The 26,705-nt window shown below is 41.8% G+C and carries 23 protein-coding genes and 1 riboswitch; of the genes, 15 read left to right on the forward strand and 8 right to left on the reverse strand.

Annotated elements, in window-relative coordinates:
* Positions 1–107 precede the first annotated feature (107 nt).
* From H8796_RS22190 to H8796_RS22220, 7 genes are all read left to right on the forward strand, one after another.
* The gene (locus H8796_RS22190) at positions 108–1,052 is read left to right on the forward strand and encodes a DUF5106 domain-containing protein (protein WP_117933928.1); all 945 of its coding nucleotides are present in this window, start codon (positions 108–110) and stop codon (positions 1,050–1,052) included.
* A 663-nt stretch (positions 1,053–1,715) separates the two neighbouring features.
* Positions 1,716–1,916, forward strand: a riboswitch (cobalamin riboswitch).
* 182 nt (positions 1,917–2,098) lie between these two features.
* The gene (locus H8796_RS22195) at positions 2,099–4,141 is read left to right on the forward strand and encodes a TonB-dependent siderophore receptor (protein ID WP_117933930.1); all 2,043 of its coding nucleotides are present in this window, start codon (positions 2,099–2,101) and stop codon (positions 4,139–4,141) included.
* A 23-nt stretch (positions 4,142–4,164) separates the two neighbouring features.
* The gene (locus tag H8796_RS22200; RefSeq protein ID WP_117933932.1) at positions 4,165–6,138 is read left to right on the forward strand and encodes a YncE family protein; all 1,974 of its coding nucleotides are present in this window, start codon (positions 4,165–4,167) and stop codon (positions 6,136–6,138) included.
* Positions 6,139–6,174: 36 nt separating this feature from the next.
* A complete protein-coding gene (locus H8796_RS22205; protein ID WP_004300637.1) occupies positions 6,175–6,960 on the forward strand; it encodes a DUF4465 domain-containing protein in 786 nt (261 codons plus the stop codon).
* Positions 6,961–7,248: 288 nt separating this feature from the next.
* Positions 7,249–8,622: a tryptophanase gene (locus H8796_RS22210; protein WP_004300638.1), complete on the forward strand. Its 1,374-nt coding sequence runs from the start codon at positions 7,249–7,251 to the stop codon at positions 8,620–8,622.
* Positions 8,623–8,702: 80 nt separating this feature from the next.
* Positions 8,703–9,005: a GNAT family N-acetyltransferase gene (locus H8796_RS22215; protein WP_004300639.1), complete on the forward strand. Its 303-nt coding sequence runs from the start codon at positions 8,703–8,705 to the stop codon at positions 9,003–9,005.
* A gap of 8 nt (positions 9,006–9,013) precedes the next feature.
* Positions 9,014–9,238 carry a (4Fe-4S)-binding protein gene (locus H8796_RS22220; protein WP_004300640.1) on the forward strand — a complete coding sequence of 75 codons (225 nt, stop codon included), beginning with the start codon at positions 9,014–9,016 and terminating at the stop codon, positions 9,236–9,238.
* 161 nt (positions 9,239–9,399) lie between these two features.
* On the opposite strand, the gene H8796_RS22225 is transcribed toward H8796_RS22220, so the two are convergent.
* The 4 genes from H8796_RS22225 to mutY all read right to left on the reverse strand — a co-directional run bounded on the left by H8796_RS22225 (position 9,400) and on the right by mutY (position 13,063).
* A complete protein-coding gene (locus H8796_RS22225) occupies positions 9,400–10,032 on the reverse strand; it encodes a 4'-phosphopantetheinyl transferase family protein (protein ID WP_117933934.1) in 633 nt (210 codons plus the stop codon).
* Positions 10,010–11,365 (reverse strand): gliding motility-associated protein GldE, encoded by a 1,356-nt coding sequence (locus tag H8796_RS22230; RefSeq protein WP_117933936.1) that lies wholly within the window; start codon positions 11,363–11,365, stop codon positions 10,010–10,012. The genes H8796_RS22225 and H8796_RS22230 overlap by 23 nt, the downstream gene beginning before the upstream one ends.
* Positions 11,366–11,442: 77 nt before the next feature.
* Complete coding sequence (locus H8796_RS22235; protein ID WP_117934141.1) at positions 11,443–11,922, reverse strand: single-stranded DNA-binding protein; 480 nt, start codon at positions 11,920–11,922, stop codon at positions 11,443–11,445.
* 106 nt (positions 11,923–12,028) lie between these two features.
* Positions 12,029–13,063 (reverse strand): A/G-specific adenine glycosylase, encoded by a 1,035-nt coding sequence (mutY, locus tag H8796_RS22240; protein WP_117933938.1) that lies wholly within the window; start codon positions 13,061–13,063, stop codon positions 12,029–12,031.
* Positions 13,064–13,274: 211 nt separating this feature from the next.
* Here mutY and H8796_RS22245 point away from each other — a divergent pair, with 211 nt between their 5' ends.
* From H8796_RS22245 to H8796_RS22255, 3 genes are all read left to right on the forward strand, one after another.
* Complete coding sequence (locus tag H8796_RS22245) at positions 13,275–13,550, forward strand: HU family DNA-binding protein (protein ID WP_004300646.1); 276 nt, start codon at positions 13,275–13,277, stop codon at positions 13,548–13,550.
* 283 nt (positions 13,551–13,833) lie between these two features.
* A complete protein-coding gene (locus H8796_RS22250; RefSeq protein ID WP_099147022.1) occupies positions 13,834–15,408 on the forward strand; it encodes an Rne/Rng family ribonuclease in 1,575 nt (524 codons plus the stop codon).
* A 178-nt stretch (positions 15,409–15,586) separates the two neighbouring features.
* Positions 15,587–17,335: an ATP-binding protein gene (locus H8796_RS22255; RefSeq protein ID WP_117933939.1), complete on the forward strand. Its 1,749-nt coding sequence runs from the start codon at positions 15,587–15,589 to the stop codon at positions 17,333–17,335.
* Positions 17,336–17,412: 77 nt separating this feature from the next.
* On the opposite strand, the gene H8796_RS22260 is transcribed toward H8796_RS22255, so the two are convergent.
* The 4 genes from H8796_RS22260 to H8796_RS22275 form a co-directional block, all read right to left on the reverse strand.
* The gene (locus H8796_RS22260; RefSeq protein ID WP_187343877.1) at positions 17,413–17,574 is read right to left on the reverse strand and encodes a hypothetical protein; all 162 of its coding nucleotides are present in this window, start codon (positions 17,572–17,574) and stop codon (positions 17,413–17,415) included.
* Positions 17,575–17,633: 59 nt separating this feature from the next.
* Positions 17,634–17,861 carry a hypothetical protein gene (locus tag H8796_RS22265; RefSeq protein WP_117933941.1) on the reverse strand — a complete coding sequence of 76 codons (228 nt, stop codon included), beginning with the start codon at positions 17,859–17,861 and terminating at the stop codon, positions 17,634–17,636.
* Between the two features lie 496 nt (positions 17,862–18,357).
* Positions 18,358–21,336 (reverse strand): hypothetical protein, encoded by a 2,979-nt coding sequence (locus H8796_RS22270; RefSeq protein ID WP_117933943.1) that lies wholly within the window; start codon positions 21,334–21,336, stop codon positions 18,358–18,360.
* Between the two features lie 372 nt (positions 21,337–21,708).
* Positions 21,709–22,653: a site-specific integrase gene (locus tag H8796_RS22275; RefSeq protein WP_117933945.1), complete on the reverse strand. Its 945-nt coding sequence runs from the start codon at positions 22,651–22,653 to the stop codon at positions 21,709–21,711.
* A gap of 202 nt (positions 22,654–22,855) precedes the next feature.
* Between H8796_RS22275 and H8796_RS22280 the strand changes: the two genes are divergently transcribed.
* The 5 genes from H8796_RS22280 (at position 22,856) to H8796_RS22300 (ending at position 26,704) form a co-directional block, all read left to right on the forward strand.
* Positions 22,856–23,125, forward strand: coding sequence for a DUF4248 domain-containing protein (locus H8796_RS22280; protein ID WP_099147019.1), 270 nt, complete (start codon positions 22,856–22,858; stop codon positions 23,123–23,125).
* Positions 23,126–23,586: 461 nt separating this feature from the next.
* Positions 23,587–24,210, forward strand: a complete 624-nt coding sequence (locus tag H8796_RS22285) for a hypothetical protein (RefSeq protein ID WP_117933947.1) — start codon at positions 23,587–23,589, stop codon at positions 24,208–24,210.
* 4 nt (positions 24,211–24,214) lie between these two features.
* Entirely contained in the window at positions 24,215–25,594 is a 1,380-nt protein-coding gene (gene dnaB, locus H8796_RS22290) for a replicative DNA helicase (protein ID WP_117933949.1), read from the forward strand.
* A gap of 188 nt (positions 25,595–25,782) precedes the next feature.
* Entirely contained in the window at positions 25,783–26,289 is a 507-nt protein-coding gene (locus H8796_RS22295; RefSeq protein ID WP_117933951.1) for an HU family DNA-binding protein, read from the forward strand.
* A gap of 121 nt (positions 26,290–26,410) precedes the next feature.
* Entirely contained in the window at positions 26,411–26,704 is a 294-nt protein-coding gene (locus tag H8796_RS22300) for a hypothetical protein (RefSeq protein WP_099147015.1), read from the forward strand.
* The last annotated feature ends 1 nt before the right edge of the window (position 26,705 follow it).

The following is a 26,705-nucleotide window of genomic DNA, read 5'->3' on the forward strand; positions in this document are numbered from 1 at the left end:
AGAACGCAGCAAAATAAAAGGAAGAAAAATTCTTTGAATAAAGTAGAAAGGGCATTATCTTTGCCACCAATGTAATCTACATAAGTTCAATGTAATAATTGTTAGTTATGAAAACAAACATCTATATTCTTCCAGCTATATGCATCCTTTGCCTTTGTGCCTGCAAAAGCGGCAACGCTTCCAGTCTGAACAAAAATGATGTAATACAAGACACCATTAAAACCTTTACATTGCCTGCCATCCCCCCAATGATGACAGCCCCTGAACAACGGGCAGATTTTCTGGTGAAACATTATTGGGATAACGTCAACTTCGCCGACACCAATTACATCCACCACCCCGAAGTGACCGAACAAGCTTGGGCGGATTATTGTGACATACTGAATCACGTTCCGTTGGAAACTGCACAAGAAGCCATGCGGAAAACAATCGAACAAACGAATGTAGACAAAAAAGTATTTACCTACATCACCGACCTGGCGGATAAATACTTATACGACCCCAACTCCCCCATGCGTAACGAAGAATTCTATATTCCCGTATTAGACGCCATGTTAGCTTCTCCCTTGTTAGAGGAAATAGAAAAAGTACGTCCTAAAGCCCGCCGGGAATTAGCACAGAAAAACCGTATCGGAACCAAAGCCCTGAACTTCAGCTACACATTAGCTTCCGGCGCACAAGGCTCCCTCTATCAACAGCAAGCCGACTATATCCTCCTATTCATCAACAACCCCGGTTGTCATGCCTGCACAGAAACGATAGACGCCCTGAAAAACGCACCTATCATCAACCGACTTTTGGGACAAAAGAAACTAACAGTCCTCTCCATCTACCCTGACGAAGAATTGGACGAATGGAGAAAACACCTGAATGAATTCCCCAAAGAATGGATCAACGGATACGACAAGAAATTTGCCATCAAAGAACAACAACTATATGATTTGAAGGCTATTCCTACCCTCTACCTTTTAAACAAGGAAAAAACCGTGCTTCTAAAAGACGCCACCGCACAAGCTATCGAAGAACACCTAACTAATATTGAATTAAAGTAAAAACGGTGCAGAAATGAACTAATTTATTTCTCACTGATTGTAGCTATTCCCTTTATGTGCTATAATTATTCCGGAGTTATACTAAATATAATCACTCTGGATACATATATTTATTCGTCGGACTATAGTCCGACGTAAAGTTGACTATAGTCTTTCTTTCGAAGCACTATAGTCCAACGAAAGGTAGACTATAGTTCGACGAATTAATATATGCATATAGAGATATTATTTTCTACAGAATTGGAATGTAAATTTAGTACTTGAATTCCTTGTCTAAAACATTTGATTCATATCGGTGCAGTAAGGAACAAAATAGGTGGATACCGCTGCATCCACCTATAAAAAACTACCAATTATGTTTCAATAAATCTGTTTCATACGTCCAACGTTGGACATAGACAAGGATACTTTTTAAAAGCTAATCTTATGTCAAAGGCGGGCAACTCAATACCCGTCTCTAAAATCCGCTAATTTGGTAAATTTTGTAATAAGTGGCAGTCTCATTTACAAAAATACAAAAAATATCGAAGAAAACAAGTAAGAAGCAACAAATAATCGGTCCTTGCACGGCTCCTCCAATCTCGTTCTTTTTGGTTCTCTTTCTTTCGTATCAAGACGAAAGAAAAAGAACATCCCCCAACTTGGAAAAAACAAATAAACTCCCTATCTTTGTCGCGCATTGGTTTGCGACTCCCATGCGGGGGAAGCAATTAAAAGGGAATCAGGTGTAAATCCTGAACAGTCCCGCTGCTGTAAGTTCCATGCATGTTACAAGCAATTCACTCATTGCCACTGGAGACTAATCTGGGAAGGCGTTTGTAACAGGAATAAGTCAGAAGACCTACCATGCAATTATGTTTCACTGCTTTCGAGGAAAAAGCGTTGAGTCTAATGAACCGGACAAGTCGTCTATCATTTCATTCATCACTCTAATTCAGAGAAAGTGTGTTAAAACGAATAAACTCTGCCAAGTTTATTTATGCGTGTCCGGTCGAAGGGATTTCGCCCGGACACTTTTAAATAGCAACAGACAGAAAAAGAACTAAATGAAAGAGAGAACATTTAAGAAAATGATCTTTGCAGTATTCTGCTGCCAATTCTTATCCATACCACTTTTTGCACAACAGCAAAAGGTAGATACGACACATACATATTCTATTCCTGAAGTAACTGTATCAGATATCTATCAGACCCGCGAAGTACGTTCAACCGCTCCCCTGCAAGTATTCTCCAAAGACGCTCTGAAAAACCTGCACGCCCTGCAAGTATCCGACGCAGTGAAACACTTTGCCGGAGTGACCGTAAAAGACTACGGAGGCATTGGCGGACTAAAAACTGTATCCATACGAAGCCTGGGAGCACAACATACCGCTGTTGGCTATGACGGAATAGCCCTAACCGATTGCCAAACGGGACAAATCGACATCGGGCGTTTCTCACTCGATAACGTAGACAGACTTTCTCTAAACAACGGACAAAGCGATAACATCTTCCAACCTGCCCGCTTCTTTGCGTCAGCAGGCATCTTGAATATCCAGACACTTACCCCACAGTTCACAAAAGACAAAAAGACCAACATAGCAGGAGCTTTCAAAACAGGTTCCTGGGGATTAGTCAATCCCTCCCTCCTGCTGGAACAACAATTCAATAAAACATGGAGCATGTCAGTCAATGGCGAATGGATGTCTTCTGACGGACATTATCCATATACACTGCGCTATGGAAGTGCAGAAGGAGATCTGTCCTCACGTGAGAAACGGAAGAATACAGACGTACAGACATTCCGTGCTGAAGCCGGACTTTACGGTAACTTCTCCGATAAAGAACAATGGCGGTTGAAAGCCTATTACTTCCAGTCCTCCCGGGGACTACCCAAAGCTACTACTTTCTACAACGACCATTCTACCCAACACCTGTGGGATAAAAACACTTTCATACAAAGTCAATACAAGAAAGAATTCAGCCAACAATGGGTATTCCAAACCTCTGCCAAGTGGAATTGGAGCTATCAACGTTACCTGGACCCCGACACAAAGAACTCATTAAAGAAAACAGAAAACAGCTACTACCAGCAAGAATATTACCTTTCCGCTTCTGTACTATACAGACTGTTGAGCAACCTCTCATTCTCTCTTTCCACAGACGGAAGTATCAATACCATGAATGCCGATCTAAACAACTTTGTACATCCCACGCGCTATTCATGGCTAACAGCATTCGCCGGCAAATACGTGAATGACTGGTTAACAATCTCCGCATCCGCATTGGCAACTGTTATCAATGAAGATGTAAAGAAAGGCGGCAGCGCCGGCAATCACCGTAAACTAACCCCTTATGTAAGTGCCGCATTCAAACCTTTTCATAATGAAGAATTCCGTGTACGCTTCTTCTATAAAGACATTTTCCGCCTGGCAAGTTTCAACGACTTATATTACGAAGAAGTAGGAAACACACAACTAAAGCCGGAAAAAGCCAAACAATACAATATCGGACTGACATACAGCAAGAATGTATGCCCGTTCCTACCCTATTTGTCAGCAACCGTCGACGCTTATTATAATAAGGTAACAGATAAAATCATCGCTTACCCTACCAAGAACCTTGCAGTATGGAGCATGAAAAACCTGGGACAGGTTGACATCAAAGGCATTGATGTTACAGGAAGCCTCTCCCTCCAACCTTGGGAAAAAATCCGCATCAACCTCTCGGGTAACTATACATACCAACGAGCATTAGACGTTACCCCACCCGATCCAAACACGTATGAATCAACATACAAACACCAGATAGCCTACACTCCCCGCGTCTCCGCTTCGGGGCAGGCAGGTATCGAAACACCATGGATCAACCTGTCTTACTCATTCCTATTTTCAGGAAAGCGCTACGCGTTGGGACAAAACATTGCCGAAAACAGATTAGATAGTTATAGCGACCACAGTATTTCTGCAAGCCGTGATTTCCTGATAAGAAAAGTCACCACCTCTTTCAGCTTGGAAGTACTGAACCTGATGGACAAGAATTACGAGATTGTGAAATACTTCCCAATGCCCGGACGATCTGTAAGAGCAACAATAAAAATAAGATATTAAATATTATAAAATAAGATATTGACGTGAAAAGGAAATTAATATATATATTCTGGTGCTGGCTGTCATCGATCTTGTTATTCATGGCATGTGATGACATGGAAGACAAACCTTTCACATCAGGCATTATGGGTGATCCGACAGAAACGGGTACCGCTGAATTATATGTATTATGTGAAGGGCTGTTCAATCAGAATAACAGCTCATTGGCACGTTTCTCTTTCGGTAATCAACAAATGGGTCGTGATTACTTCAAAGCAGTCAACCACCGGGGATTAGGAGATACAGCCAACGATATGGCTATTTACGGAAGCAAGGTATATGTCGTAGTCAACATCTCCAGTACAGTAGAAGTGATAGATTTTCGTACAGGAACCTCATTGAAACAAATTCAGATGCAGGCAGAAAATGGGAGTTCCCGCCAACCACGCTATATCGCTTTTCATAAAGAAAAAGCATACGTATGTTGCTATGACGGAACTGTTGCGCGTATAGACACAACTTCCCTCTTCATAGATGCCATCACATCAGTGGGACGTAACCCTGACGGCATTTGTATACAAAACGAAAAGCTATATATTTCCAATTCCGGCGGATTGGATTATTCATCAGGACTGGGTGTAGATAATACAGTATCCGTTGTCGATATTGCCACATTCAAAGAGAGTAGCAAAATTACAGTAGGTCCGAATCCCGGTAAAATAATAGCAGGTCCGGATGAAACCGTTTATGTAGCCACCCGTGGCGAAGATATAGAAGCCGGAGATTATAATTTCGTCAAGATAGACTGCCGGACAAACAAAGTCACTCAATCTAACGAGAAAGTGCAAAACTTCGCCATCGACGGAGATATAGCCTATCTATACAATTATAACTATACCACACAGACTTCTTCTATCAAGATGTTCAATCTGAAAACAGAAGAAACAATCCGTGAGAATTTCATAACCGATGGAACTGTGATAAAGACACCTTACGGTATCAATATCAACCCTTACAGCAACAATGTATATATCACCGAAGCACGCGATTACACCACTTACGGCGACTTACTTTGTTTCAACCAACAAGGACAACTCATGTTCCGCCTGAACAACATCGGACTTAACCCGAATACCATCGCATTCAGTGACAAAGCCTCACAAAGCAATATTGACGATAATGACGATGACACGGAAAACCCTCTAGCTTTCGCCAATAAAGTATGGGAATACCGTCCTGCCCCCGGACAATTTATCAATACTACCACATCAGCATATAAGGATGGATTTACCTACGATGAAATATTAGAAGAAGCAACTCGCAGAATCCAGCAAAAGTCGCTTATTACATTAGGAGGATTCGGTGGCTACATTATTTTAGGATTTCCACAACCTATTCCGAATGTTACGGGAGAATATGACTTCAAGGTAAGAGGCAATGCTTATTACAATCTCAAAACCGGAACAGGAGAACTGGGAGGAAGTGCCGAACCGGGAATTGTATTCGTATCCAAAGATGTAAACGGTAATGGAAAACCTGATGACGAATGGTATGAACTGAAAGGCAGCGAATACGGGAAAGATACAGAAACCCGAGGATATGAAATAACTTATTACCGCCCGAACCCAGCCAACCAAAATGTTTTCTGGAAGGACAATAAAGAAAACGAAGGATATATTCTCCGCAACAGTTACCATAATCAGGAATCCTATTATCCACTTTGGGTAGAAGATGATGAAATCACATTCCAGGGAACACGCCTAAAAGATAATGCTGTCTTGGAAAATGGATTATGGGTAGGATATTGTTATCCATGGGGATATGCAGACAACCATCCCAACACCAAGGAAGGCAGTAATTTCAAGATAGATTGGGCTGTGGACAGTAACGGCACACCAGCCGACTTGGATCAAATAGATTTCGTTAAGATTATGACTGCAGTTAACCAAGACGCAGGACAAATGGGTGAAATATCAACCGAAGTCACAACCGTTGAAAACTTACATTTCAAAAAATAATCAACAATTTATTAATAACTAAAATTAGAAAAGAACATGAAAAAATTATCCTTATTATTACTATTATCAGTATTTATATTTTGTGGCTGTAGCGATGATGACGATACAAAAACATACATACTTAGCTTGCCTAATTACGAAACTCATACACTCGACATGGGCGATCAAGAAAATCCGGATGATTCATGGTCAGTAAGTAGTGAGTGGGGAACAACTAACTATAAATACAATCTGTTAACTGACGCAAGTGGAATCTTTGAATTTGACTGTGTATCTTCAACATACGGTTTCTATTCAGATAGCTTTGCATTTACGAATTGTACAGTAGAAGATTGTCCAGACTTCGCAAGCTATGATTATCGCGCTATCACCAAAAAAGGGGTAATCAATAATACATACGTTATCGTTGGAGCTGCCGGATATAAAATCGGAAAGAATTCTGATAAAGAAGCCGCAATACGATTCAGAGATCACGACAACCCTAATGAACTGGAAGACTATAGAGTAAAAGGACTATATGTAACAAACAGTGTCTATGCTTATAGCAGTATGAAAGAAGGAACTGGATATTATGGTGAAGAAGAAATATTCGGAAGCAACGACTCATTCAAACTTACTATCTACAATTATGATAAAACAATGCACGTAGATTGTTATTTGGCAGAAGGAACCAATCTCCTCGATCAATGGAAATGGGTAGATCTAACTTCATTGGGAGAAACGAAAGGACTAAAATTCTCATTAACATCTACCAAAAAGAATGAATACGGTCCATTGACACCGACCTACTTCTGTCTTGACGGTATCACTATCGAAGACTAAATAACCACTGCTCGATTGACCTCAACCTATTATATATTTATTTTTAATCAGCCTATTGATTACCAATAATCAAACTTATAATCATACTCAATCGAATGCATAATTTTAAAGAGCCGGATATCCTTTTAAGGGATCCGGCTCTCTTTATATCTTCTTACCACAAATTGATATATCACTAGCCTACGGAGAAATAATTCCATCAGCCACAACTTACAAAAAGTCATCATATATTTGTTAATCACGCATATTTTAGCTACATTCGTCGATCTAAACTATAAATCTACAACAATGGAATTACCTTTTGCTGAATCATGGAAAATCAAGATGGTAGAACCCATCCGGAAAAGCACACGTGAAGAGCGCGAGCAATGGATTAAAGAAGCACATTATAATGTCTTTCAACTCAAATCAGAACAAGTTTATATAGATCTCATCACCGACTCCGGCACCGGAGCGATGAGCGACCGCCAATGGGCGGGAATGATGCTAGGTGATGAAAGCTATGCCGGAGCAACCTCATTCTTCAAATTGAAAGAGATGATTACGAAACTAACAGGATTTGAATACATCATACCAACCCATCAGGGACGTGCCGCTGAAAATGTTCTTTTCTCTTATTTGGTACATGAAGGAGACATTGTGCCCGGCAACTCACATTTTGACACCACCAAAGGGCACATCGAGGGACGTCATGCCATCGCATTAGACTGCACCATCGATGCAGCCAAACAAACCCAACTAGAAATACCGTTTAAAGGAAATGTAGACCCTGATAAATTACAGAAAGCCCTCACAGAATACGCTGAACGGATTCCTTTTATCATCGTCACCATCACCAACAATACAGCCGGAGGACAACCCGTCTCCATGCAAAACCTGTACGAAGTACGTGCCATCGCCGACAAATATGGCAAACCCGTACTTTTCGACTCTGCACGTTTTGCCGAGAATGCCTACTTCATCAAAATGCGCGAAGAAGGTTACCGAGACAAAACTATCAAAGAAATCACACGGGAAATGTTCTCTCTTGCCGATGGCATGACAATGAGCGCCAAGAAAGACGGAATCGTCAATATGGGCGGATTTATTGCCACGCGGCGTGCAGACTGGTATGAAGGTGCAAAAGGCTTCTGTGTACAATACGAAGGCTATCTTACCTACGGAGGCATGAATGGACGGGATATGAATGCCCTCGCCATCGGACTGGACGAAAACACCGAATTCGACAACCTCGAAACACGTATCAAACAAGTGGAATACCTGGCAAAGAAACTGGATGAATACGGAATCCCTTACCAACGCCCAGCCGGAGGACACGCCATCTTCATTGATGCGCCTAAAGTGCTGACACATGTTCCTCAAGAAGAATTCCCGGCGCAGACGCTAACCGTAGAGCTCTACCTGGAAGCCGGTATCCGTGGATGCGAAATCGGTTATATCCTCGCCGACCGTGATCCGGTGACCCATGAAAATCGCTTTAACGGCCTTGACCTACTTCGCCTCGCAATCCCCCGCAGAGTATATACCGACAATCACATGAATGTAATAGCTGCCGCCCTCAAAAATGTATATGAACGCAGAGAAAGCATCACTCATGGAGTACGTATCGCCTGGGAAGCTCCCTTAATGAGACACTTCACAGTTCAATTGGAAAGATTATAAACTTGGAGAATATTTGTTCGCGTAAAACAAAAGTGTTCCCCAAGTGTTTATATTATAATCGAACTTAATACGTAAAAATTATGGCAGAAGATTATAAATTAATAGACAACGAAGAAAAACATCGGTATGAGTTTCAGATCGATGGCAAAATAGCTGAAATAGACTATATCAAATCAAACAATGGAGAAATATACCTTGTACATACCGAAGTACCCGCTTCATTAGGCGGCAAGGGAGTAGGCTCACAACTTGCAGAAAAAGCATTGGCAGACATCGAGCGACAAGGTCTACGCCTGGTACCGCTTTGCCCGTTTGTAGCCGGATATATTCACAAACATCCGGAATGGAAACGAATTGTAATGCGTGGTATTCATATTAAATAAATACATATATGGGAAAAAAAATTGAATATACCAATGGTGAACTGACCATTGTATGGCAGCCTGAATTATGTCAGCATGCCGGAATATGTGTAAAGATGCTACCCAATGTTTATCATCCCAAAGAAAGACCCTGGGTACAAATCGAAAATGCGACAACAGAAGAATTAATTGCACAAATCGGCAAATGTCCGTCAGGAGCATTGAGCTATCGACTTAATAAAAAAGAGAAATAACCCAATAATGAAAGACTTCGCCTAAAAGGCTTTGAATTCATAAAAATGAGATTGCTTCAAAATAAAAAAATGAGGCAGTCTCATTTTTCATTTTAGAAAGACACTACATTCGGACCATGATAACACACCGAGAACAGAGCTTCACATACTTCTTCGTCCGTTCAATTCAATGTCCACGTCAATACAAAGTCCGGACAAATACGATAACCGACAGAATAAAGTTCTTGCTGCTCCGTAGCCAACTCCTGAACCTGAAACGTCCCCTCCCCTTGAGGAATAAAATGCGTCAGCCGGAGTTTACGAAGATCCGCATCCGCATTTTCCATCCGCTTGAAAACAGCTTCCTTTGCCGACCAATACAATAGCAGCCCCCAGGTTATATCCCCCTGATAAGATTCTACTTGCTCGTCAGGACGGACATAGCGGTCGGATACCTTGTGAACCCGTTGGGCATATTGCTCAATGTCAATGCCTACCGGAACCGAAGAAGCAAGCATCACTGCCACATAACCTTTCGTATGAGAAATACTGATAAAAGAAGAATGATCTGTGAGATAAGGTTTCCCCTCGGGAGAATAACCGATTTCCTTATCTTCCTGCAACATGGAATACAACAGAACACGAACCGACAACCATTCCATCTTACGACGTTCGGAGACAAAACGATTCAATTCCTGCTCACAGAAAGCTCTTCGCGCACCGGGCAAAAGAAGCAATAAAGCATCCAAAGACTCTTCCATCTTCCAGACAGCCCACTGTATACCATTCGTCTTATACTGTAGAAACAACGCCATCTTCCATTTCCTTCGGCAGAATTGTAAACTTAACTTTCAATATACGGCGACTATCCATCTCGAGCACTTCAAACTCATAATTATGATACGTCACTTTCTCATGCAGCGCCGGGAATTCACCTTTAATTTCGAGCAACATACCTGCCAATGTATCTGCATCTCCCACCACCTTTTCAAATTCGTCTTCGTCTACTTTTGCAATCTTATAGAAATCCGTCAATTGCGTTTTCGCTTCAAATATCCAGGTATGGTCATTCAAGACAACGTATGTACGCTCTTCATCATCGTATTCGTCGTGAATCTCACCTACAATCTCTTCGATAATATCCTCCATCGTTACCAGTCCGGAAGTTCCTCCAAACTCATCCACAACAATAGCAATATGAATCTTATTCGCTTGGAAGTCACGCAGCAAATCATCAATCATCTTCGTCTCCGGCACAAAATAAGCCGGACGAATCAATGACTGCCAACGGAAATTATCCCCCTTATTGACATGAGGCAGAAGGTCTTTAATATACAGCACCCCTTTGATATTGTCCCGTGAACCGGAATAGATAGGAATACGTGAATAAGCATTTTCAATGATACATTGCATCACCTCCTTGAAAGACGTACGAATATCCAAATCGACCATATCCAGGCGTGATGTCATCACCTCCTTCACGGTTTCCCCACCGAAACGGATAATTCCCTCCAGAATATTATTCTCTTCAGAAAGCTCCGCTTTATCCGTCAGTTCCAACGCGTGCGACAGTTCATCCACAGAAATATTGTGACTCTTCTTCACAAAATGCTTATTCAGAAAAGTTGTCGAACGCACAAGCACAGTAGCTATCGGACGGAATACCTTTTCCAAAAAGTAAATTCCCGGTGCCGAAAAACGGCAAAAGGCCAATGTTTTCTGTGCCGAATAGATCTTAGGCATAATTTCACCGAACAACAACAGGAGGAAAGTCAGGATGACGGTCAGTATCAGGAACTCTGCCAACGGAGAATGGAAAACAAACACATTCATAAAGAAGAAATTGCAGAGCATGATAATGGTCACATTCACAAAATTGTTCGTAATCAATATCGTTGCCAAGAGGCGTTCTGAATCACCCAACAGGGCACTTATTTTTTCATCGGAAGGATGATTATGTTCATCAATATCATTCCGGTCTGAAGGAGTAAGTGAGAAAAAAGCTATTTCGGAAGCCGAAGCAAAACCGGAAGCAAGCAGGAGCACACCTGCCAGCGCTATGGCAATAATAGCAGAGATAGAAGGAGTGTTTACGGTAATACCGTTGAAAATGTCAGCCAATTGGCTTAAATAACCATCTGAGTCCAAAGAGTTTATATTTTAGTTAAACAAAAGATAATGTGCCAATGAGTTAGAAAAAATCGATTGGCACACTATCACATTATTTAGAACGGCAAATCATCTGCCGGATTATCTTGTACAGGTTGCGCCTGCGACTGCTGCGTTTGTTGCGGCTGGCCGGCAACCGGTTGTTGCTGCTGTCCCATAGCAGGCTGTCCGGAAGCAGAAGCTCCCGCACCCGGGTTGGCTCCTTTCGGAGACAACATTTCCATATTATCCACATAAATTTCGGTGATATAGCGCATAGCACCCGACTGGTCGCTGTAAGAACGCGTTCTTATCTTCCCTTCCAGATACAGTTTGTCACCTTTGTGCACATATTTATCTACAATCTCCGCCAAACGGTTAGATGCAACGATATTATGCCACTCTGTTCTTTCGGGAATCTGGGTTCCATTAGCCAACGTATATCCACGATCCGTCGTAGCCAATGGGAAAGTTGCCACTGCCGAACCTGTATCGAAGTATTTCACCCGAGGATCTTGTCCTACATTTCCTATCAATATCACTCTATTTACTGACATATCTGTATCAAGTTTATGATTCTTAAAATTAAATCTGCTGCCAAAATTAAACAGAATAACAATAGGATGCAAGAATTTTAAGTATTAAAGTTTTAAGTATTAGGTATTAGGTATTAATTAAGTTTTGCACCAGCTTTGAAATAGCGTACTGCTCCAGTTCCTCCACTTTTATTTTCCGGAAGTTACCGAAAGAAGTCAAATTTTCAGATAATGTTACTTCATACAGATTAGCATAAATCACCCGGTGAGACAACACATGCTTCACTTCCCTGCAAACAGAACGCACCACCGGCACTTCCCCCGATGCAAAGAATGCACGGAATTCCGGCAAAGCGAGAAACTCTTCCTCCGAAAGAGCCGTCGGAGTCTCTATCAATGGCAATTCGAACAGATTCTTCCAAATATCATTTCCTGTTCGTTTATTTATAAAGGTATACGCGCCCGCACGTACATAAATATAATTGAAGTAACGATTGGTAGTCTTTGTTTTATGCTGTTTCACCGGAAGCTTTGTCACTAACCCCTTCGAAAGTGCCGAGCAACCGCCTGCCAACGGACAGAACAAACAGTTGGGCGACTGCGGAGTACACTGAATCGCTCCGAAATCCATTATCCCCTGATTGTAAACAGCCGGATGCTTCTTATCCAACATCTCATCTGCCAATGCTGCAAAGAGTTTTTTTCCTTCTGTCGAATCAATCGGAGTATCTATACCGAAATAACGTGAAAGCACCCGATACACATTGCCATCCACCACCGCATAAGGCATACCGTAAGCAAACGAACAGATAGCTGCCGCCGTGTACTCTCCCACTCCTTTCAGAGCCAGCACTTCCGGATATGTTTTCGGGAAAACACCATTCATGCTTTTGGCGGCAGCATGAAGATTGCGAGCACGCGAATAATACCCCAACCCCTGCCAATACTTCATCACCTCGTCCTCATCCGCAGCGGCCAAAGTCTGTACATCGGGAAAACGCTTGATAAAACGAAGAAAATAATCATACCCTTGCGCCACCCGCGTCTGTTGAAGAATAATCTCCGAAATCCAGATCAAATACGGATCGGCAGACTCCCTCCAAGGCAATTCACGTTTATTCTCTTCATACCACTCTACAATCGTTTTCGTAAACTCGTTCATATCCTCGTTCCTAATGTATTATCTAACATTTATCTTGTATATCCTACCCAAAAGGCACACAAAAGTAACTCTTTTAGCCCTAAGAAAACCCTATGCCACTATTTTTTTAGAAAAATGTGCAGAATATATTTTTTTAGGAGCTTAAAAAGCTATATATTTGCAGTCCAAAAAATTAGCAATAACATAGTAATAATATTTTTTTTAAGGAAAAATGACTAAAGCAGATATTGTAAACGAGATTACAAAGAAAACTGGGATTGACAAGCAGACAGTTCTTACAACAGTTGAGGCATTTATGGATGCAGTAAAGGATTCACTGTCTAACGATGAGAACGTATACCTGCGTGGGTTTGGTAGTTTCGTAGTAAAGAAAAGAGCACAGAAAACTGCTCGTAACATTTCTAAAAACACTACGATTATTATTCCGGAACACAACATTCCGGCTTTCAAACCGGCTAAGACATTTACAATTTCAGTAAAGAAATAATAAACAAGAGTATTAACCCATAAAATGTGAAGCTATGCCAAGCGGAAAAAAGAAAAAAAGACATAAAATGTCTACGCACAAGCGTAAAAAAAGACTAAGAAAGAACAGACATAAAAGCAAAAAATAATTTTTAAGTCTGGATCACACAGAAATAAAGAACAAACTTGCGAAGCCAATGTCTTTCAAGTTTGTTCTTTGTTTAAGTAGCTAACCCAAAATGAACAATTTGTCAAAAAAGTTGTTCATATAAATGAGATTCAATCAATAATAAGGAAACAAAACAGTGACAAGTGAACTAGTAGTTGACGTACAGCCCAAAGAGGTCTCCATCGCCCTTCTCGAAGATAAGAGTCTGGTGGAACTTCAAAGCGAAGGAAGAAATATTTCTTTCTCTGTGGGCAATATGTATTTGGGACGTATCAAGAAATTGATGCCCGGACTAAATGCATGCTTTGTAGACGTCGGTTACGAGAAAGACGCTTTCCTTCATTATTTAGACTTGGGTCCTCAATTTAACTCACTCGAAAAGTTTGTAAAGCAAACTTTAAGCGACAAAAAGAAGCTGACCTCCATCAGCAAAGCAACCCTGCTTCCCGACCTTGACAAGGATGGAACTGTATCCAACACCCTCAAAGTAGGACAAGAAGTAGTGGTGCAAATCGTTAAGGAACCGATCTCCACTAAGGGACCGCGACTGACGTCCGAAATTTCGTTTGCCGGACGCTATCTCGTACTGATCCCTTTCAATGATAAGGTTTCTGTTTCACAAAAAATTAAATCGAGCGAAGAGCGCGCCCGCCTTAAACAACTGCTGATGAGCATCAAGCCTAAAAACTTTGGTGTCATTGTCCGCACGGTAGCCGAAGGCAAACGCGTAGCCGAACTCGACGGAGAGCTTAAAGTTTTGGTTAAGCATTGGGAAGATGCGATGGTAAAAGTACAAAAAGCCACCAAGTACCCGACGTTGATTTATGAAGAAACCAGCCGCGCCGTAGGTTTGTTGCGCGACCTCTTCAACCCATCATTTGAGAATATTCACGTCAACGACGAGGCTGTGTACAATGAAATTAGGGATTACGTATCACTGATTGCGCCCGACCGGGCTAATATCGTGAAACTGTACAAAGGCCAACTTCCCATTTACGACAATTTCGGTATCACCAAGCAGATTAAATCATCGTTTGGTAAAACAGTCTCTTACAAGAGTGGTGCCTATCTGATTATTGAGCACACTGAGGCGCTTCACGTAGTAGACGTGAACAGCGGTAATCGCACCAAGAATGCCAACGGGCAGGAAGGTAATGCACTCGAAGTAAATCTGGGAGCCGCCGACGAGCTGGCCCGCCAACTGCGATTAAGAGACATGGGTGGTATCATTGTCGTCGACTTCATCGATATGAATGAAGCCGAAAACCGTCAAAAGCTTTATGAACGAATGTGTGCCAATATGCAGAAAGACAGGGCACGGCATAATATTCTGCCGCTTAGCAAATTTGGGCTAATGCAGATTACACGCCAACGTGTGCGTCCGGCAATGGACGTCAACACGACCGAAATCTGTCCTACTTGCTTCGGCAAAGGCACCATCAAATCGTCCATTCTCTTTACGGACACTTTGGAGAGTAAAATTGATTACCTGGTCAATAAACTGAAGGTTAAGAAATTCTCGTTACACGTCCATCCGTATGTTGCCGCCTACATCAATCAGGGACTCGTTTCCCTGAAACGGAAGTGGCAAATGAAATATGGATTCGGTATTAAGATTATTCCAAGTCAGAAACTCGCATTCCTGCAATATGTGTTCTACGATACACATGGAGAGGAAATCGATATGAAGGAAGAAATCGAAATCAAATAGACAGAAAAGGCGGCTCGTTAGGTACGGGTCGCCTTTTTGTTTATTCTATTTTTCTTCAACTATCCATTTTTCAAGATTACGGGTTTCCACACTGAAATTGATTCCTATTTTAAAAAGCTTCCGTCCATCCATCAAGATTCATTTTTTATTGTTACTTTTGTGAGAAAATGAAAGAATTATGAATCAACCAGTAAAGCGCAAACGTATTCCTTATGGAATGATGAACTTTATCGATGTTCGCGAAGACGACTGTTACTACGTGGACAAGACACATTATATCCCGCTCATAGAGAACGCGAACAAGTATTTCTTTTACATTCGTCCGCGCAGATTCGGGAAGAGTTTAACAATTTCCATGCTCCGACATTATTATAATATACTCGAAGCGGATAAGTTCGAGAAATGGTATGGTGACCTATATATAGGAAAACATCCCACTCCCGAACGCAATTCATATCTCATCATTTACCTCAACTTTGCCGTAGTTAATGCGGAACTGAAAAGTTACCGTGAATCATTAGACGCGCATTGCAACACTGAATTCAACTTCTTCTGCGATGTCTATGCCCAATATCTTCCCGAAGGGATAAAAGAAGAGATGAATAAGAAAAAGGGAGCCGTAGAACAACTGGACTATTTGTATAAAGAATGCGTCAAGACCAATCAACAGATTTATCTGTTCATTGATGAATATGATCATTTCACAAACAAAATCTTATCCGAACCTTCCTGTCTGGAAGATTATAAGAGCGAAACGCACGGAACCGGTTATTTACGCAGTTTCTTCGATACAGTAAAGGCTGGTACAGACTCTACGATCAAACGTTGTTTCGTGACAGGTGTCAGTCCCGTCACAATGGACGATCTGACTAGCGGATTCAATATCGGCACCAACTATTCACTTTCCCCGGAATTTAATGAAATGACCGGATTCAACGAAGAAGAAGTGCGCGCAATGCTGGATTATTACGCCACTACCTGCGAGTTCCATCACTCTACCGACGAGTTGATAGAGGCAATGAAGCCTTGGTATGACAACTACTGTTTTGCAGAACAAAGTTATGGCAGTACTACAATGTACAATTCCAATATGGCACTCTACTTTGTGGATAATTACATCCGTAATGGAGGATATATGCCACGTAATATGGTAGAAGAAAACATTCGCGTAGATTATAACAAGCTACGAATGCTCATCCGCAAGGACAAAGAATTTGCTCATGACGCCTCGACTATTCAGACATTGATACAACAGGGCTACATCACCGGTGAACTGAAAACAGGCTTTCCAGCCGAAACAATCGCAGAACCGGATAACTTCATCAGCCTATTATTCTATTTCGGAATGTTGACTATCAGCGGAACTAAACGTGGTAAGACATTATTGACTATCCCCAATCAAGTGGTACGTGAACAATTGTACAGCTACTTGCTAGATACGTACAATGAAGCGAACCTCCGTTTTGATAATTGGGAAAAAGGAGAACTTGCATCGGCTATGGCCTATGATGGAGACTGGAAAGCCTACTTTGACTATATCGCCGAATGTCTGCACCGCTACTCTTCCCAACGCGACAAGCAAAAGGGTGAAGCATACGTACATGGATTTACACTGGCTATGACCGCACAAAACCGTTTCTATCGTCCTATTTCCGAGCAGGAAAATCAGGAAGGATATGCCGATATCTTCATGTTTCCTTTATTGGATATTTACAAAGATATGCTTCATTCATACATTATAGAGCTGAAATATGCCAAAGGAAAGGATAGCAATGAAAAAGTAGAGCAACTCCGCCAGGAAGCCATCGCACAAGCCAACCGCTATGCCACCAGCGAAACGGTGCAAAAAGCAATCGGAACAACGACGTTACACAAAATTGTTGTTGTCTATCAAGGCATGAAAATGGCGGTGTGTGAAGAAGTTTAAAGTTTGCACATATTCAAATACACTATACAGAAAAGGCGGTTCGTTAGGTACGGGTCGCCTTTTTGTTTGATTGTTGTCTATTCTTCTTTCAAATCATAATACAACAAACGAGTATGTTTATCATCATCATTTGGAAGCAGTAGACTAAAATTATTTTTCTCATAAAACGGAGCCTCATGCAAAATAAAATCGTTCAAGTCGGCATCACCGCAATTGAACGATTCTTCTATTTTTTTCACCTTCTTCCATCCGACTAATACGGAATTTAGAAAAGTCTATTTGTACACCCATTATCCAATTATTTAAAATTAGTTGCCGCTTTCATAACGAGCTCATAATTTTTGCGTCTACGTTCCCGCTCCTCTTTCGACACTTTACGTGGACTTTTCATCTTTTCTTCAAACCGACGAGCATCCTCTCCAAACAATATTGAGGTTTCTCTTATTGGTCTTGCCATCTTATTCCCTCCTTTCATTAATTGTAGATACAAAGGTAACACAATTTCTCCTCTATAGCAAATCATCATACATTTTCTTCTTCAGGAAGGATATACCGATATTTTCATGGTGGTATGTGAGAAAGTAAAATAACAAGAATGGATATTAGGGAATTATCGTGCGATAATCTACAACTAAGATTTCTTCTTAAAGATTAAAAAGCCCGGACTTTCGCAAGCCCGGGCTTTCTGTATTCTCTCAAAGCATCTCCTTAATCTATAGGTAAATGGGGTACTAGTATTAAAAAATTTAGCGTACTAGCATAATATAGGGAGATACATTCAGAGTAAAAATAAAAGGGATGCCTGTGGGAAATTAGGGAGGCATCCCTTTCTAAAAGAAGTACAGAAAGGGGAGGCTGACTTTCACAAGCTAATACCTTCCATCTGTTACTTCTTGACGTATTCTTCACCAGCGTGGTGAAGAAGGGTTTATCTATCACCAGAGATTAATATCTCCCGTTCCTTTTATTAGAAGAACCTATAAGTTACGGGAGATATTGTTATCTGATTAATTAGCAGGTTATTATTGTTTGTCTACCCAAGTCGAAACAGTGACTGTTATCGACTTAGCCTGACCAACCATGCTACCCCAAGGAGAGGTAGGAGTAGCTGTCACAACAACTTCCATCGTACTCTTGATCGTACTTGTTTCAGCTATTGATTTTATCAATTTAAGTTTATTGTCAGAAATAGTAGGCACTTCAAAAGAGGATGCATCTTTTCCTGAAAGAGAATACACGATAGAGAAATTATAGATATCCATAGCGTTATTGCTGCCATAGGTATCATTATCAGCTGTAGGCCATACGTTTTTCTTATCTCCATCTTTCCAAACAAATGCAGTTGTCAAATCAAGACCAGCTTTTCTTGCAGTCGCATCTTTCACGTCATACTCAAATTTGGTATTTTTTGCATCTTTATAGCCGAATGTTCCGTTCAACTCATTAGCAGGAATTACAACTGAAATAGTTATGGCGAATATTTTCTCTTTATCACATTTTCCCTCCAGTGTGACTTTGATTGGTTTGCCATCGTAATCATTAGACACTGTAACAGTACCGTCTTTAGCAACTTCTACACCTTTACGTTCTTCCGGAGCAGCATCTTTTTGAACATCATCAGCAAGAGCAAACTCCATTGTACCACCGACAGTCGTAACCAAATTTTCATATACTTTATCGTAGTTTGTGTAAAGTTCTTTCAAGCTTCTGGAGGCTGTTACCGCATTTACCTTACCATTAACATCTTTACCTAAATTAATAAGTAATGTTCCGTCTGTATAAGTATTAGCTACCAATTTAAATGCTTTATTTTCTGCATCAGGAAGAGTTACGGTTACGCCCTTCACTGTTACATCTACTGTATAATCACCATTAGTAATCTTCGTAGTAATATCAGTAGCCTCACAAGTTGTTTTTTCAGGAACGGTCAAGGCAAGTTCACCGCTATTAGAACCCAACTTAATTGTCTGGTCTTGTGCAACAGCATCAAAGGTACAAGAACTGAAATCACCCGCTACATCTATATTTAATGCTTTCTTTATTGCAGCTATAACCTTATCTACACCGTCGGCACCAATAGTAGTAATATTATATGACTTTTCTATAGCATTCCACAAAATAGACTCTGTCGATTTAAGTGTAATAACTTGTGCTTCTCCTTCGCTGACGATTTTAACTTCCGTATATTCTTTAGCCGTATATTCTTTTGTCACAGGTGTTTTACCTCCGGCTGTTGCAGGATCCGTCACTGTTACGGTAGATTTCACAGTAGCTTTGCTTCCCGCATCTCCTTTAGCTGTCAGAACACCAGTTGCTTCTTTTAATTCAAAGGATTTTTCAGCCGTAGCCTTATCTGTAAATGCAAATGCCACCTTGAAATATTTATCCGAGATGCCTAGTTCAGCCAAAGTCTTTGTGGAAGAAGTACCGCTAACCTTTCCACTACCATCTATTGATGTATTCACAGTTAACTCGTAATCAGAAACCTTTGTATCTCCATCGTTTTCCATATAGTTAATAGTAGCACCTTTCTTCACTGTTGCTACTGCACCATTTGCAGATGCCCATTCTACCTTGCTGATATACAAATCACTCTTCACAGCAGCAAAATAGTTTGAAGAAACATCATTCAACGTTTTCTTATCTGTAGCAACCTTGTCTTTTACAGTCAGAGCTACAGCATAACTATGACTTACTGCGCTGGCATCCAACGTCACTTCAATCAAGTTAGATTCTCCTTCTACAGTTTTGATTCCTTTTATCTTGAACGGATCGTTTAAAGCACGTGTTTTCACTTTCTGGCAATCTACGGCAATATCATATTTTGCGTTCTCCTTGCCGAAGTTAGCAGCCAAATCAGCTACCACAGCAGAAGGTGATACACGGAATTTCACTGTTACTTCGTCCACATTGACTACAGGTTTCCAATCTTCTTTCTTATCACCAAACTGCATATAGTAAGTATTAAACAACACCTGTCCGTCTGCATATTCCGGTACATATACAATGCTCTGAATCATGCCTTTGATAGCGTCAATTTCTGCCTGCAGTTTTTCTTCCAGACTTTTTATAATACCGGCTTTTTGTTCAGATTCTGTTCTGATAATATCTTTAACAGCCGAATCAAAGGTAACACCCTTACCCGAAGGCAATTGCAGTGCAGCCAGTTGTTGCTTCGTATCATCAATCTGTTTGATGACAGCTGCATAATCGGCATAGGTAGAGCCATCTCCTACAGCGTTGTCAATAGCTGTCAACAACAGATTCAGTTTATCCATTTGAGCTTTATACTCTTCAGTGAACAGCGTTTCATTTACTTTCTTTACAAAAGCAGCAAGATCCGCATTTTCCTGAAAGTTTTCAGAAAGATACTCATTGACGTCTTTAAGCACTGTGCCGACAGCCGTTTTCACTGCATTATCCACATAAACAGCAATGCTACCCTCTTTGTCGATAGCATTCAAAATCTCCTGATTCAGATAAGCATCAAAACCGGTATTTTTATAACCACTAATATCCTTATTATTCTGATAAGCAGCTTCGGCATCGATCAAAGTCTGCAAAGTAGATTTAGCAGTTTCGAGGTCGGTGATCTTTTTCTTCAGTCCGTTGATGTAATCATCACCTCCTAAAGCCTTTTTCAAAGCGGTCAAATCATTTTGAGCTATAGCCAGTTTACCAGCCAAATCTTTTGCATTCTCACCTACTGCTGTTTTCAGAGCTTCCTGCAAATCAGCAATCTGCTGTGTCAACGAAGTTTCAGACGAAGGATCATTCACTAGTTTTTCCAGTTTAGCCAATTGATCTTTCAATTCCTTGCTCGCCTTATCAACAGCTGCATTCATGTCTTCCGTGCTTACAGGACTAGCAGATGTGATCTTATCAACCTGCTCCTGCAAGCCTTTAATGTCATCATCATAATCCTTACAGCTCGTTACTGCTGTACTGACTGTAAGCGTCAATGCCCCAAAAAGCATTACCCTAACAAATTTTTTCTTCATAACTACTTAAAAATTACATTAATAATATATTATTAAACACTAAGTTTCAATAATAGCCGCCCGTTACTTCGTAGGTAACGGATAAACCTTTGTACCTGCTCTTTTGGAGTAGTCAATACTGAAAAATAAGACGATAAGCAATGAAACATTTTTACCCCTGCTTCTGAAAGGCAGTAGAGGGAGGGAAATCTTTTGCAAAATTTAGAAGTTAACAAAGTCCTAATACAAAGAATCCGTGTGTTTTATTTGTTTAATTCCTCTTTTGAGTAGTTTATTAGAAAAAATGTATGATTTCGTTTGGTTGTTTTAAGAAATATGCTCATATTTGCACCGATATTTCAACCCGTTACCTACGAAGTAACAGAATAAGAATCAAGCACTTGCGCCCATCACCGAGCGTTTTACAAAGTCGAGCACTTGTTTATTTGCTTCATCAATTTTCTTACTCCGGAAAGGCTTCAAATAAGTTTCCGTTACAGTGATAGACGAATGTCCCATTGCTTCGGAAATAATGCCCGGATGAATTTCGCAATAATACGCAGTGGTCGCCCAAGTATGACGTGCGGTATATGAGCTCAACCGGTCTTTGAGTCCCAGCAGCTTTCCCACCAGTTCCAACTGATAGTTAAAATTGCGCAGAGCCAGTTGATATTCCTTATACGCCATTGGCGAACCTTCGTCACTGTGAAGAATCGGGAATAAATAGGGCGACTGCTCCTCGCGATTCATATACTTCCGTAAAAGAAACATCGCTTCCGACGTCAACGTCACAGACAATGGACGCCCCGTTTTACGACGACGATAACTAATCACATTCCCTCGGAGATCACTCTTGCGCAGATAAGCCAAATCGACAAAAGGCAGCCCCCGGAGCAGGAACATAAGAATGAACAACTCCTGCGCACTCCTCATGGCAGGAGTAACCGCATCCGACTGCAACAGACGGGCAAATACTTTCTTCATATCCTCCGCATCCAATGCCCGACGACGGTCCGCCCGCGTACCTGTATATACGGAGCGAAACAAATGCGGTACATAAGGCGCTTTCCGAAGATCAACAGCACGATTGTAAACCGCACGCAACGTGCGAAGATACGTAGACACCGTGTTCCAGCTACACCCACGAGCACGAAGGCTACCCTCAAAATGCTTCAACCACTCCGGAGTTATTTCCCGGAACGACAAACAACCGGAACCCTGAAAAGTAAGAATCGCATTCAAACTACTTCTATATACATGAGCAGTCCCTAAATTCCCACTCTGCTGCAAATCAACAGCCACTTGCTTCATAAACGAAGTAAAACTTTCCTTTTTCATTAAAAAATAATTTAATAATTAATATTTACTACTCCCACAATTTACTTTAGTAAAATAAGAAAATACATATACAAAAATTTACACACATAAAAATATAAAATTAAAAACTGAAATATTCACATTATCTATCAAATTTATTTTCATACATTTGCGCAGTTTTTTAAACAAATAACTATTTTAATTACTAAAAAACAACAAAGTTATGAACAACAATGAACCAGCTGTCGAACACTACAGCATCAATGGATTCAAGTATTTCTCCGAGTTGGCAAAAGAATATTTTCCAGATCTGGCAAACGCCTCTTCCGCCAGCAAAAAAATGCGCAAACGCATCAAAGCAGACAAGACGTTGAACGAACAACTGGCTGCCGCGTATTACACCTGCCAAACAATCGACATCAGTCCCGAAATGCAACTAATCCTTTACCGTCATTGGGGACCTCCCCACATCGACTTGCCGACAAACGTTTAATTACGTTGTAGAAAACGAAAACATCGACAAGGAATAAAAGGAAAATCGAACTATATATTTTTAAATATATCATTTATCTTTTTATTGTTTATTATGTATTCCACTTTGCGTTCACCACTTTTTTCGGAAAAGAAGATAACTATCATTTATACAGCTATTTACAGAAAGAAAAAAGCGTTCCACAAAGCGTTCGGCAAAATGACCGTTTTTTTCATTCCAAACAGAGCCTCCGAATCCCCCTAACGAAGGCTCTGTCTATCTCCGGCAGAAGCTCTATCAAACACAAACAGAGCATCCGTTTCATCTCCCAATCGCTTCTTCGCCCCATGACAGAAAACAAAAATACAACAACTTATGTACCACAACTATTCTTCTTCGTCCACACCCGTCCACAAACAGACATCCCCCTTGCAAACCGCACGGAAACAGCGTACTTTTACAGAAAATTTAAATAACACCCAATGAAAAAAATCAATTTCCAAACCATGCTGAAACAAGGTTTTCTCATTATCCCTAAAGCCTTAGTACAGCAGCAGATAGAAGACCTGCACATGCAAGAAGGAGAACTAGAAGCACTCCTGAAAATCCTGATGAAAGTCAACTATTCGGATACACTCTATAACGACCGACAGAACAAAGACTGCCTGTGCAAAAGAGGCGAAAGCCTGTTTAGTTATCGCGACTGGAGCCACATCTTCCACTGGTCTGTCGGAAAAGCCTTCCGGTTCATACACGAGCTTACCACGCTGGGAATTATAGAAATCATCCCCCACCCCAACAATTCCTCCCTGCATATCCGTGTCACCGAATACGACAAGTGGGTGGGAGTTCCCGACAGCGACAAGCAGAAAAAGAAAACCGTCAACGAACAGTTCCACCTGTTCTGGAATGAATTCCACAGCATTACACAGCTTCCCAAAGAGAATATCGCCAAAGCACAACGCGAATGGAAAAAGTTGAGCGACAAGGAACAACAACTCGCCATCGACAGGATAGAGGAATATTATTTCCACCAAACGAACATCAATTTCCTTCTCCATGCCGCCAGCTATTTATCCAACAAAGCTTTTCTTAACGAATACTGATCCTATGAATACCGAAAACAGAGTTTCACCACAGGCTCCCGAAATAGAAGAAGCCATCATCGGTGCCTGCCTGATAGAGCAGGGAGCCATACCACTGGTAGCCGACAAGCTACGTCCCGAAATGTTCTATGTCCTGCGCCATCAGGTTATCTATGCCGCCATACTGGCCATGTACCACGCAGGAATGAAGATAGACATCCTCACCGTAAAAGAAGAGCTTTCCCACCGTGGAAAGCTCGAAGAGGCGGGCGGACCGTTCGGCATCACCCAATTGAGCAGCAAGGTGGCAACCTCCGCCCATCTTGAATATCATGCGCAGATCGTACACGAGAAATACCTGCGACGCGAAATGATTCTGGGGTTCAACAAACTCCTCGCTTGTTCGCTAGACGAAACGATGGATATCGACGACTCACTGGTAGACGCACATAACCTGCTCGACCGTCTGGAAGGCGAATTCGGCCATAACAACCACATGCGCGACATGGATGAACTAATGACCGCCACCATGGTAGAAGCCGAAGGACGTATCGCCAACAACAAAAACGGAGTGACCGGCCTCCCTACCGGACTGGCGGATCTGGACCGCATGACGTCCGGACTACAGAAAGGCGAGTTGGTGGTGGTCGCCGCCCGTCCCGGCGTAGGAAAAACGGCATTCGCACTACACATGGCACGAAGCGCAGCAATGGCAGGGTATGCCGTAGCTGTCTACAGCCTCGAGATGCAAGGGGAACGACTAGCAGACCGATGGCTGACAGCGGTCAGCGAAATCAGTGCCCGCCATTGGCGATCGGGAACCGTCAGCCAACAGGAACTCGTAGAGGCACGCACGACAGCCGCTGACCTCAAACGCCTGCCGATACACGTAGACGACAGCACATCGGTCAACATGGAACATATACGTTCCAGCGCACGACTGCTGCAAAGCCAACATGCGTGCGATGCTATTATTATCGACTACCTGCAACTCTGCGACATGACGACCGGTCAAAACAACCGCAACCGCGAACAGGAAGTGGCACAAGCCACCCGCAAGGCAAAATTGCTAGCCAAAGAACTGAATGTACCGGTCGTACTGCTTAGCCAGCTAAACCGCGAATCGGAAAACCGCCCTGCCGGCCGTCCCGAACTGGCCCATCTCCGCGAGAGCGGAGCCATTGAACAGGATGCAGACGTCGTCATGCTGCTCTACCGTCCCGCCCTTGCAAGGGTGACGACCGACCGGGAAAGTGGTTATCCCACCGAAGGCCTGGGAGTAGTCATCATAGCCAAGCAACGCAACGGAGAGACAGGAAACGTCTATTTCAGGCATAATCCGGAAATGACCAAGATCACCGAATATGTCCCTCCGTTAGAGTATATGCTGAAACATGCCAAATAAGAAACAGTTACACCAATAATATACAATTTTATATTACAATATATAGCATAAATCATTTTCTCATTTTATTTCATTATACATACAAAATATATAGCAAAACACTTGACTTTCCCTCTCATATTTCGTATATTTGTAATGTCGTAAGGACAGAGAAAATTTTATTACTTAAACCTTAACTTTTTAATTGTATGAATGTATTAGTGGAGCGCTATCAGCGCAGAAAGTATGTGAATCAACCGGATTCACAGATGTTGTATTATGTACGCCAGAAATCGGGCACAGTAAGAGTGATGGACATCAACAAGCTGGCGGATGCCATCGAAGCGAACTCCTCGCTCACTGCAGGAGACGTGAAGCATGCCATTGAGGCTTTTGTCGAGCAGTTGCGCCTATCGCTTACCCAGGGCGACAAGGTGAAGATTGATGGATTGGGTACGTTCCATATCACATTGAGCAGCGAAGGAGCAGAAAAGGAGAAAGATTGCACGGTGCGCAGCATCCGCAAAGTAAATGTCCGTTTCGTGGCGGACAAGGCGCTTCAATTGGTCAACACGAGCCATGCCACTACCCGAGGCGAGAATAATGTCGATTTCATCCTGACAGCAAAGGGCGACGGAGAAAGCACCGACGACGGAAAAGACGGCGGAAGCGGTGATGGCGGCGGAAGCGGAGAAGCTCCGGATCCGGCAGCCTAATCTTTAAAAACAGTGCCGCATGGATATTACGGAATGATTTCTACAGTTACTCTCCATGCGGTTTCTATTTCCTTCTACATTTATTTTTTAATTCTCAATTCTCAATTTTCAATTTATTAAAATGCTTGATAAAATCATAGAGATCATTATGACAATCCTGCCCTTTCTGGGCAGTAACCGCAAAAAGCGCAAAGTAATGGCGCAAGAAGTAAAAGAGTTCAGCGAACTGGTGAAAGACCAATATACTTTTCTGATGCAGCAGTTGGAAAAAGTGTTGAAGGATTATTTCGACCTTAGCTCGAAAGTGAAAGAGATGCATACGGAGATATTCTCATTAAGAGGTCAGCTGGCGCAGGCTGCCACCTTGCAATGCATCCATAAAGAGTGCTCGCAACGTAGTGTGGCGGAAGCCTGAC

This window comes from Bacteroides sp. M10, from assembly GCF_014334015.1.
Taxonomy (GTDB): domain Bacteria; phylum Bacteroidota; class Bacteroidia; order Bacteroidales; family Bacteroidaceae; genus Bacteroides; species Bacteroides intestinigallinarum.